The organism is Longimicrobiaceae bacterium (assembly GCA_035696245.1).
Classification (GTDB): Bacteria; Gemmatimonadota; Gemmatimonadetes; order Longimicrobiales; family Longimicrobiaceae; genus DASRQW01.
Genome location: DASRQW010000007.1, coordinates 1 through 10,875, shown reverse-complemented (window position 1 = coordinate 10,875; position 10,875 = coordinate 1). Strand labels below are relative to the sequence as shown.

Sequence of the window (10,875 nt, the reverse complement as noted above, 5' to 3'; positions counted from 1 at the left end):
TCGGGGATTTGCTCGAACGCAGTCAGTAGATTCATGCTGCAAAGATACACCGTTGCCCTGAATGAAACAGCCCTGCCCGCAAGCGGGGGAAGGCACGCCATTAGCGCGGCTGCGGCTCGGTAGGGGTCGAGCGGGCTGACGTCGCGGCTGCGCCTCCGGCGGACTCGCGCTGTGCGCTGCGGTGGAGGGAGCGGGGAGGTCGCTGCGCCTACGGAAGGTGTAGGGCTCGAGCAAACGGGGATCGCTCGAAGCGAGACGCGCCGTCCGCACGCACGAAGCCCGTAGATGCCCGGCGAAGCCGAAAGCGAAGCGTGTAGCGGAATTCCCGGAAACGCGAAGGAGCTTCGTGCCCTCGCCCGCTTGCGGGAGAGGGCAGGCGAGCCTTGCGAGCCGGGTGAGGGCCCCTCCCCGCCCGCACCAAAACCCACTATCTTTCAGATACCGAATATTTCCCGAAACAAACTCGAAGCTTCGTACACGGTACCGCGCCGCCACGCATCACCCCGCAGATGATCCCCGAAGAGCTGATCGAGCAGGTACGGCTGCAGGCCGACATGGTGGAGATCCTCTCGGAGCACACGCGCCTCAAGCGCTCCGGGCGGACCTTCCGCGGCCCGTGCCCGCTGCACGGCGGCGAAGGGCCCAACTTCTCGGTCGATCCCGGCAAGGGCTTCTACAAGTGCTTCGTGTGCGGCGAGGGCGGCTCGGTCTTCACGTTCCTGATGAAGCACCTGGGGATGACGTACCCAGACGCGATCCGCACGGTGGCGGAGCGCGTGGGCATCGAGATTCCCGACCCGCGCGAGCAGCGCCGCGAGGAAGACCCCAACCGGCACTACTACGAGGTCAACTCCTTCGCCGCGGACTGGTTCCGCCGCTCGCTGTGGGACGGCGACGGGGGCCGGGCGGCGCGCGAGTACCTGGAGAAGCGCGGAATCGACAAGGCCGCGGCGGAGCGGTTCGGCCTGGGCTGGGCGCCCGAGGCGTGGACGGCGTTCGGCGACGCGGCGCGGCGGCAGGGCATCACCGACCGGCAGCTGCTGGAGCTAGGCCTGGCGAAGGAGCCCAAGAGCGGCACTACGCCGTACGACGCCTTCCGCGGGCGCATCGTCTTCCCCATCGAGGACCTGGGCGGGCGCGTGGTGGCGTTCGGCGGGCGGATCCTGGGCAGCGCCGAGGAGCACACGCCCAAGTACCTCAACTCGCCGGAGTCGCCCATCTACCACAAGGGCCGCATGCTGTACGGCCTGGGCTGGAGCCGCGGCGCCATCCGCAAGGCCGAGGTGGCGCTGGTGGTGGAGGGCTACATGGACTACGTGTCCCTCGCCGCGCACGGGGTGGAGAACGCGGTCGCGCCCTTGGGCACGGCGATGACGGAGGACCAGGCCGAGCTGTTGGCGAAGTACGCGCCGCGCGTCATCCTGCTCTACGACAGCGACAAGGCGGGGTTGAAGGCCACCTTCCGCGCGGGCGACGAGCTCCTCCGCGCCGGCGCCGAGGTGCTGGTGGCCTCGCTGCCGCACGGCGAGGACCCGGACTCGCTCGTGCGCGGCAAGGGCGCCAAGTTCCTGCAGATGTACCTGGACGACGCCGTGGACGTGCTGGAGCGGAAGATCCAGATCCTGGAGCGGAAGGGCTTCTTCACCTCCATCAAGGGCACCCGCCAGGCCATCGACTCGCTGCTGCCCACCGTCCGCGCCACGTCCGACGAGCTGCTGCGCGGCGTGTACGTGAACCGGATCGCCGAGCTCACGGGCGTGTCGCGCGAGACGCTGGCGCGCGAGGTGGCCGAGGCCCCCGCCCGCGACCAGCGCGGCGTGGTTTCGGACGGGCGGCGGCGCACCCAGCCCGGGCGCCGCACGGAGGACTACGGCCAGCAGCCGTCCGCCCCGCCTGCCGCGGCGCCCCGGCTGACGCCCATGCTGGGGCCGGAGCGCAACCTGCTGCTCCTCCTCTTCCGCGACGAGTCGTGGGTGGAGCGGGCGGCCCGCGAGCTGGGGCCGGGCGACTTCCGGAACCCCATCTACCGCAGCATCTACGAAGGGCTGCTCCAGGCGGAGGGCAGCCGCGACCCCGACGGCGCGTGGCTGGAGCTCTTCCCGCCCGAGGCGCAGAAGACGGTGGAGGAGCTTCGCGGCGACCCCGAGGGCCAGCACATGGCCGCCCCCGAGGCGTACTTCGCCGCCAGCGTGCGCCAGATCCTCTCGCGGCCGTACGAGGAGCGGCTGCGCGCCATCGACCGCGAGCTGATGCAGGCGCAGGGCGAGCGCGAGGTCACGCTGTACAAGGAGAAGAACGACATCCTCACCCTCATGCGGGAGCGGCGCCTGTACATGAAGCACGGCATCATGCACCTGCTCACCACCCGCGAGCGCCGCAATGACGACCGCTGACCTGGAGACGCCCGCCGCGCTGGTGGACGTGGACCGCATGGGCGCCAACCTGCGCCGCGCCGCGGAGTACTGCCGCGCGCACGGGCTGGCCTGGCGCCCGCACGCCAAGACGCACAAGACCGCCGCCATCGCCGCCGAGCAGGTCGCGGCCGGCGCCGTGGGAGTGACCGTCGCCACCCTTCGCGAGGCGGAGGTGATGGCGACGGCGGTGGACGACATCCTGCTCGCCTACCCGCCGCTCGGCGCCGTCAAGCTCGCGCGGCTGATGGGGCTGCCGCCGCACGTCCGCCTCACCGTCGCACTCGACTCCGCCGAGGCGCTGCGGGGGCTGGCGGATGCGGCGCGTGACGCGGGGCGGACGGTCGGCGTCCTCGTGGAGGTGGACGCGGGGATGGGGCGCGTGGGCGTCGCATCTCCCGAAGACGCGGTGGCGCTCGCGCGCGAGGCGGCGGGGCTGGAGGGCGTGGAATACCGCGGGATCATGTTCTATCCCGGCCACGTGCGCGCCGCCGTCGCGGAGCAGGACGAGGCCATCCGTGTCCTGTCCGGGCGCATCGGCACGTTTATCGAGGGGCTCGCGGCAGCGGGTTTGCGTCCGGACGTGGTCAGCGGCGGGTCCACGCCCACCTTCTGGCGCTCGCACGAGATCGCGGGGGTGACCGAGGTGCGGCCGGGGACCAACGTCTTCAACGACCGCACCACGGCCGAGATCGGCGCGTGCGGGTGGGACGAGTGCGCCTACACGGTGCTCGCCACGGTGGTGAGCACGGCGGTGCCGGGGCAGGCCGTGGTGGACGCGGGCTCCAAGGCGCTCTCGAAGGAGGAGCTTCGCGCGGAAGGCGGGGGCTACGGCGCGCTGCTGGACCGGCCAGAGGTGGCGGTGAAGTCCGTCAGCGAGGAGCACGGCATCCTCGACCTGTCTGGCACCGAGTGGAGGCCGCGCGTGGGCGAGCGGGTCCGGATCGTGCCCAACCACGTCTGCGTTTCCGTGAACCTGAACGAACGGCTGTGGGGCGTGCGCGGCGGCGAGGTGGTGGAAGCGTGGGAGGTGGAAGGGCGGGGGCGCGGCCCGTACGCCGCGGCACGGCGCGAGCCGGTGGCGAACATCTGACGAACCTACGGAGGCGGGGGATGACGAAGAAGACGACCTGGCGGGCGGCGGTGCTGGCGCTGGCGGTCACGCTGGCCGCGTGCGCGTCTGCCGGCGGGCGGGGACGGCCGCTGAAGGCCGACACGTGGCGGTGGGCGGGCTCGGTGGGCGGCATCGGCGGGCAGCACATCACGCCCGAGGGGCGGAACCTGCAGGTCATCTACCAGTTCCGCAGCGACAGCTCGCTCACGGTGATCCACTCGCCGGGCACGCAGGACACCACGCACTTCACCATCTACCCCAAGGGCGCGCCCGACAAGACGCGCGACCTGATCCGCTACCGCATGCCGGTGAACGTGCTGCCGCCGCCGCAGACCGACCAATACCTGCGCCGCATCGGCCGCGACACGCTGGAGCTGACCGACACCTGCGCGGACTGCTACACCCACACCTTCGTCCGCGTCCAGTAGCCGCGGCGAGACGACCCGCCGCTCCGGCCTTCCGGGGCGGCGGCTCCGTTTTCGGGAGATGTGGCTCGGTCGAAGGACAGTGCGTTCGATGGCGATCCGCGGATGCGCTGCGGCGGGTGATGCCGACGAGCTCTCGGATCCGCCGGCATCTCGGCCGATGCGCAGCTGTGCATCCCGCCGATCCGGCGGATCTCATCCCCGACGGACACGGCTGTTTCACGCACGGCGTTCCGCGTCTCGCCGTCCGGTTGTATGTTAGACGGAGGGTGTCCCTCACGGGCCGTCCTCCATCACCGCAGGCGCTTTCCCTTCGCATCTCCAGGCCCGCTCCGCCGCGCATCTCACGCGCAAACGGATGCGCGTCTCACGCAACTCGACTCACCGGCACGCTTCCAGGCTCGCGGCACGGTCCGCCGCACATCTACCGCAACACGCCGCCGGGCGAGCACACGCAGGAGGACGCATGGCCCCACCCGAACGCGGATCGGTGGAGGAACGGCTGGAACGGCTGGAGATGCTGGTGGAGGACATCCGCCGCCGCCTCCCCGAGCCGGCCCGCGAGCCGGAGCCGCTGCGCCACGCGGATGACGATCCGGCGCTGCGCGCCCGCCCCGCCACGGCGAGCATCCACATCGACGACTCGCTGTTCGGCGCTCCCCCCGCGGGCGCCGCGGCGGACGACGGTCCCGCCTTCTCGTCGCGCGCGGAGTCGGGAGAGCGCGCCACGGACGACGAACCCCGCAGGCGGACGCATGCACGGGCGGCCGAGCACGAGCCGGCGATCCGCTGGGACGGGCAGTTCTGGCTCAACCGGCTGGGGATCGGGATCTTCCTGCTTGGCGTGGCGTTCCTCTTCCGCTACTCCATCGACCAGGGCTGGGTCACGCCGCTGGTGCGCACGGCCTTCGGCGCCGCGCTGGGCCTGGCGCTCTTCGCCGTGGGCATGCGGCTCGACGGGTCGCAGCGGCGCTTCGTTCCGGTGCTGCTGGGCGGCGCGGTCGCGATCTTCTACATCGTGGGCTTCGCGGCCTTCTACCTGTACGGGCTGATCGCGTACGTCCCGGCGTTCACGCTCATGGTGGCGGTCACCGCGCTCGCGTTCTTCCTCTCCATCCGCAAGGGCGAGTACGTACTCGCCATGCTGGGCGCCATCGGCGGGCTGGGGACGCCGCTGCTGCTGGGGATCGAGCGGGGGACGCCGGCCGCGTCCGCGCTCTACACCTGCATCGTGCTCGCCGGGCCCGTGGCGCTGTACCTGTACCGCGGCTGGCGCTCGGTGCTGTGGGTGTCGCTGGTGGGCGGCTGGCTGCTGCTCCTGCTGTACGCCAACGTGCTGCACGACGGGCCGGGCGGCGCGTGGGACCGGTGGATGATCCAGTCCGCCGCCATCTTCGCCTGGGTGGCGTACGGGCTGCTGCCCATCGCCCGCGAGGTCGCGCGGCGGGGCGGGGCGCTGCGCTTCACCGGCACCGCGCAGGACCTGGCGGAGGACGAGGCCGGCGACTGGAGCGAGGCGTCGGTGCTGCACTGGCACGCGCTGACCATGCTGCCGCCGCTGCTGGTGCTGCTGGTAGCGGCGCTGGTGTGGGAGCCCTCGCCGCGGCTCTGGGGCGTGCTGGCGGTGGGCGGCGCGGCCGCGTACGGCCTCACGGCGCTCGTGTTGTCGGATCGCCATCCCCCGCTCTCGGCCGTGCTGATGCTGACGGCGTCGGTGCTGCTGCCCATCGGCAGCGTGGCGGCGCTGGACGCCGACGCCCTCCTGCTCGCGCTCGCGGCCGAGGCGCTGGGCCTGTACCTGCTCGCCAAGGGACGCGGCAGCGCCGCGCTGGCTGGCGTGGTGCACATCCTCTTCGCGGCCGCGGCTACGTGGACGCTTCTGCGCCTTCCTTCGGGCGCGGTCGGGGCGGAATTCCGCGGCAGCCCGCTGGTGGACCTGGCGGTGATCGGCACGGCGGTGGGCATGTCGATGGCCATGGACTCCCGCACCGGGGCCGGCGTGTACCGCCTGTTCGCGCACGTTGCCTTCCTGGGGTGGCTGTGGCGCATGCTCTCGCCGCTGCCCGGGGGCGAGGGGTACGTCACGATCGCGTGGGGCGCCTATGCCGTGAGCATCCTCGTGTACGCCATGCGCGCGCGGAACCAGCGCATCGAGCGGGTCGCCATCTGGACGCTGCTCGTGGTGGTCGCCAAGCTCTTCCTGGTGGACCTGGCGGCGCTGGAGGCCATCTGGCGCATTCTGCTCTTCCTGGGCATCGGCGGCGTCTTCCTCTTCCTCAGCTACTCGCTGCAGACGTGGTGGAAGCCCGCGCCCGGCCCTGAGCACGAGGCGGGCAAGTAGCGCCACCGCATCCACATCCACCGCGGGAGACGGCAGATGGCGAGCAGCAAGGCGGCGACGGTGGATGAGTACCTGGCCGAGCTCCCGGAGGAGCGCCGCGCCGTGATCTCCGCCGTTCGCGAAGTGGTGGCCGCCAATCTTCCGCCCGGCTACGCGGAGACGATGAACTGGGGGATGATCAGCTACGAGGTGCCGCTGGCGCGCTACCCGGTCACGTACAACAAGCAGCCGCTGATGTACGCCGCGCTCGCGGCACAGAAGAATTTCTACGCCGTCTACCTGCTCGCGCCCAACCAGGACGCAGAGAAGGGTGCGCTGCTGAAGGCCGGGTTCGAGAGGGCGGGGAAGAAGCTGGATGCGGGCAAGTCGTGCATCCGCTTCCGCTCGCTCGCGGACCTCCCCTTGGACGCGGTCGCCGAATCCATCGCCGGCACGTCCGTCGATGAGTTCATCGCGGCCCACGAGCGCGGTCGCAGCCGCTGACGCTGCGACGCGCGGATCGATCGCCCGGTTTCCGCACGGCCGGACGGGATACGGTAGATGCACGGCGATGCCGCATCCGCCATGGCGCTGACGGAGGCTGTCGATGCGGATGGGCCGGCTTCGCGGAACGGCTGGTGGGAGATACATTTCGAGGGAGCGGACGACGTGTCCGCTCCCTCGCTCTTTTCATCCGCAGACGGCTCGATGGATATCCCCGCCCGCTACACGCCGCCCGCCGGGCTCTGCGACTCGTGCGCCAACGTGCGCATCGTGGTGAGCGGCAAGGGCTCGCGCTTCTACCTCTGCCAGCTCTCCGCGGTGGACCCCGCGTTCCGGAAGTATCCGCCCATCCCCGTCATCCGTTGCCGCGGCTACCGCCCGGCGGAGGCGACGGTCGTGCCGGAGGAAGCGACGGGCGAATGAATCGCGGCCGCAACGGGCGGTTCCGCGGATCAGCCGCCGCGGGTGCGCTCCGGATGCGCCCCGTGGCCAAGGACGATGGAGAGCGCCACGGTAGCGATCCCGGACACGAAGATCTTCTGCCGGCCCGCGTCCTCCGCCAGTTCGCACCGCCCTCGCGGCGGGTACGCGCCCGCTAGGCGTCGGTCCCCGACGGAAGCCAGAAGGAGAAGGTCGCACCTTCCCCTTCACCGCCCGATACGGTGAGGTCGCCGCCCAGCAGGCGGGCGATGAGGCGGCTGATGGCGAGCCCCAGCCCGTGCCCGCTGGCCCGGGTGCTGGAATCCAGGCGGTGGAATTCCCCGAAGATGGACTCGCGTGCGTCCGGCGGGATCCCCGGACCGCTGTCGCGGACGTGCACCGCGGCCCATTCTCCCGGACGCGCCGGTTCGCCGCCTGTCCGCATCTCGACCCAGAGGGTGATCCGGCCCGGGGCGGGCGTGTACTTGGCCGCGTTGGACAGCAGGTTGCCCACCACCTGCCGCACCCGTGCGGGATCCGTGACGAGCGGTACCGGCGTGCCGCCCTCGCACACCAGCACGTGCCCCGCGGCCTCCACGGCGCCGCGCTCGTCCTCCAGCGCCTCCCGGGCCACGGCGACGAGGTCCACCGGCACGCGGTTCACCGGCAGCCCCCCGCTCTCGGCGAGCGACAGGTCCAGCAGGTCGCCGATCATCGCCAGCGCACCGCGGATGCCCCGCCGCACGCCGGCCACCAGCCGCGCCTGCTCGGGGGCGAGGCCGCCGGCCAGCTCCATCTCCAGGAGCTGGGCGTACCCGTCGGCCGAACCCAGCGGGTTCTTGACGTCGTGCGTCACGCCCCGGAGGAGCCTGGCGCGCGCCTCGGTCGCCCGCGTGACGGCGAGGAGGAGCTTCTCCTGCGCGAGCACGGCGTTCCTCGCCTCGGTCGTGTCGCGCAGGACCACGATGTAGAACCGCTGGCCGCCCACGTCCATCTTGGAGATCGAGGCCTCGGCGGGGAACTCCTCGCCGTCCTTGCGACGCCCGGAGATCTCCTGCCGGTGTCCCATCTTCCGCGCCACGTCGGGCGACTCGCCGAACGCGCGGACGTGTCGCTGGTGCACAGCCCGGGCGCGCTCGGGCAGCAGCAGATCGAGCGGCTTGCCCAGCATCTCTCCCCTGCCGTAGCCGAAGATGTACTCGGCCCCCTCGTTGAAGAGGACGATCCGCTGGGTCTCGTCGATCGAGATGATGGCTTCGGCGGCGATGGAGATGATGCGCGAGAAGCGCTCTTCCGAGAGCTCGGCGGCGGCGAGGGCGCGTTCCGCCTCCCGCATGAGCCGCGCGTTGTCGATGGCGATGGCGGCGCGCGCGGCCAGGTCTTCTCCCAGGACGAGGTCGTCGGGCGTGAACGAGTCGCCGTGGTTGGGGCTCACGTAGGTGATGGCGCCGAGCACCTCTCCCCGCGCCAGGAGCGGGATCGTCATGAACGACCCGATCTGGAGCCGGCGCAGCAGGGCCAGGTTCTCCGGCGAGCGGGCCGCGCCCACGAGCATCGTGTCGGTCACGGGGAACACGACCTGGCTCCGCCGGGTCCGCATGGCGGAGGGAAGGCCGAGCGGGTCGTCGCGCAGCGGCGGCCACCCTTCCTGGAGCTGCTGCGCCAGGGCCTGCCGGGCCGGGTCGGGGTGGATGATGGCGAGCCGGCGCATGTGGCCGGCTTCCAGCAGGTCCACCATGCACCACGAGCCGAGGTGCGGCAGCGAGAGCCGGGCGACCGTCGCGAGCGTCGTCTCCACGTCGAGCGACGCGGCCAGCAGGCGGGTGGCTTCCACCAGGAAGGAGAGGTCCCGCTCCGACGTCGGCAACCGGTGCTCCGGGGGTGAAGTCACGTGGCAGTCCGTTGGGGGTCCGGGGCGGCGCGCAGCCTCACCGCTGCGGGCGCTGCGGCGGCACATCGGCATGCCGGCGGCACGCATGAATCGCTCCGGACGGGGCATGGAGCCCCGCGGCGGACCGCCGCGCCGTTTCCGCCCGCCCGGCACCGCCGAAGCGGCGCGCCTTCACGTAGCGGGCGGTCCGCAGACCGTCAGGCGCTGTCGGAGCCGTACAGGGCTTCCAGCTCGTAGACGGCTTCGGCGGGGCCGATGACGATGAGGGTTTCGCCGGCTGTGATGGTGCGGCTGGCGTCGGGATTCAGGGTGAAGCGGTCGTCCAGCTCGCGGATGGCGAGGATGCTCACGTTGCGCAGGCGCCGCAGGTCGCAGCCCGCCACCGTCTGCCCGGCGAAGGGCGAGTGCGGCGGCACCGTGATCTGGCCCACGTCGACCGCGATCTTCACGCCGAAGCTGAAGATCTCGTTGAACAGGTCGTTCACCGCGGGCCGCAGCAGCGCCAGCGCCAGCCGGTGCCCGCCGATGGCATCCGGCGTGACGGTGCGGTCGGCGCCCGCGCGGCGCAGCTTGCTCTCCGACGCCTCGGAGTTGGCGCGGGCCACGATCAGCAGGCCGGGGTTGTGCTCGCGGGCGGTGAGCACGGTCAGCACGTTGTTGGCGTCGGAGTCGAGCGCGGCCACCAGCCCGCGCGCCCGCCGCACGCCCGCGGCCAGCAGCACCTGGTCGCTGGTGGCGTCGCCGATCACGTGGGGCAGGCCCTCGGCGAGGAAGGCTTCCTCGAGCGCGGGCCGCATCTCCACCACGGCGAACGACTCGCCGCGCACCTCCAGGTCGCGCACGATGCGGGTGCCCAGCCGCCCGTATCCGCACACGATGAAGTGGTCGCGCAGCCCTTCCACGGTCGTGCTCATCTTGCGCCTCTGTACGGAGATCCAGTAGGTCTGCCCCAGCACCACCTCCACCGCGTTGGTCGCGGCCCACGCCCCGATCCCCACCCCCAGCACGATCACCGCCATGGTGAAGACCCGCCCTGCCGGCGACAGCGGGTGCACCTCGGCGAAGCCCACCGTCGCCATGGTGATGACGGTCATGTAGAGCGCGTCCAGCCACGGCATCCCCTCGATGGCGCGGTAGCCCAGCGTGCCGCACACCAGCAACAGCAGCAGCACCAGCAGCGACAGCCGCAGCTGCCGCACCGGGTCGGTGAGCATCCGGTTCATGCGGCTGCCCAGCGACGGCGTGCGCCTCCTCGCCCGCCGGTCGGTGGCGTGCGGCGGCGCGGGCGGACGGGCGCTTGATTCGGCCATCAGGTGTGCCGCGGCGGGCTTGCCATCGGGTTCGGTGGACGTGTTCGGCAGGAGAGGCGCCGGCCCAACGCCGGCCTCCCCTGCCACCCTACGCGGATGGCGTGCCGCCGCGTCTAACCTCGCGCGAGATCGCATTGCGCGATGCGATCTCGCGGGGCGCACGACCATCTTCCTGAGGAAGAGCCGCCCCCTCTCCCGGGTGGTTTGGAAGAGGGGGCAGCTAGGGAACGAACGGGGAAGAGGGCGTTCGCTGCCCCATGATCGATCAATCCACCGAAAGCCCCCGCAGCACCTGCTCGCTCTCCTCGACCAGCCGCGCGAACAGCTCCGCCGCGGGTTGCGGGCGCACCATCCCCACGCCCTGGCCCGCCCACAGCGACAGCCCGTCCGCATCTCCCGCCTTCGCGGCGGCGGTGCGCATGGGACGCGTCAGCGCGTTCTGCACCGGGAAGGGCGGCACGGGGATGCGGTGCCGCTCCA

The 10,875-nt window shown here is 71.8% G+C and carries 9 protein-coding genes; 6 read left to right on the top strand and 3 right to left on the bottom strand.

All coding sequences use genetic code 11. The features are described 5' to 3' along the window. The first annotated feature begins 509 nt into the window (after positions 1–509). From dnaG to VFE05_00240, 6 genes are all read left to right on the top strand, one after another. Entirely contained in the window at positions 510–2,393 is a 1,884-nt protein-coding gene (dnaG, locus tag VFE05_00265) for a DNA primase (GenBank protein HET6228474.1), read from the top strand. After that, a complete protein-coding gene (locus tag VFE05_00260; GenBank protein HET6228473.1) occupies positions 2,380–3,504 on the top strand; it encodes a D-TA family PLP-dependent enzyme in 1,125 nt (374 codons plus the stop codon). Before dnaG ends, VFE05_00260 begins: the two co-directional genes overlap by 14 nt. Before the next feature lie 20 nt (positions 3,505–3,524). Further along, positions 3,525–3,953 carry a hypothetical protein gene (locus VFE05_00255; GenBank protein HET6228472.1) on the top strand — a complete coding sequence of 143 codons (429 nt, stop codon included), beginning with the start codon at positions 3,525–3,527 and terminating at the stop codon, positions 3,951–3,953. Between the two features lie 463 nt (positions 3,954–4,416). Further along, the gene (locus VFE05_00250) at positions 4,417–6,291 is read left to right on the top strand and encodes a DUF2339 domain-containing protein (GenBank protein HET6228471.1); all 1,875 of its coding nucleotides are present in this window, start codon (positions 4,417–4,419) and stop codon (positions 6,289–6,291) included. Positions 6,292–6,327: 36 nt separating this feature from the next. Further along, positions 6,328–6,774, top strand: a complete 447-nt coding sequence (locus tag VFE05_00245; GenBank protein ID HET6228470.1) for a DUF1801 domain-containing protein — start codon at positions 6,328–6,330, stop codon at positions 6,772–6,774. A 57-nt stretch (positions 6,775–6,831) separates the two neighbouring features. Then, complete coding sequence (locus tag VFE05_00240) at positions 6,832–7,197, top strand: hypothetical protein (GenBank protein HET6228469.1); 366 nt, start codon at positions 6,832–6,834, stop codon at positions 7,195–7,197. A gap of 172 nt (positions 7,198–7,369) precedes the next feature. On the opposite strand, the gene VFE05_00235 is transcribed toward VFE05_00240, so the two are convergent. The 3 genes from VFE05_00235 to VFE05_00225 form a co-directional block, all read right to left on the bottom strand. Beyond that, complete coding sequence (locus VFE05_00235) at positions 7,370–9,061, bottom strand: GAF domain-containing sensor histidine kinase (GenBank protein ID HET6228468.1); 1,692 nt, start codon at positions 9,059–9,061, stop codon at positions 7,370–7,372. Positions 9,062–9,282: 221 nt separating this feature from the next. Further along, positions 9,283–10,395 (bottom strand): potassium channel protein, encoded by a 1,113-nt coding sequence (locus VFE05_00230; protein ID HET6228467.1) that lies wholly within the window; start codon positions 10,393–10,395, stop codon positions 9,283–9,285. A gap of 265 nt (positions 10,396–10,660) precedes the next feature. Next, a partial coding sequence (locus VFE05_00225) for a nitronate monooxygenase (protein HET6228466.1) occupies positions 10,661–10,875 on the bottom strand: 215 nt, incomplete at its 5' end.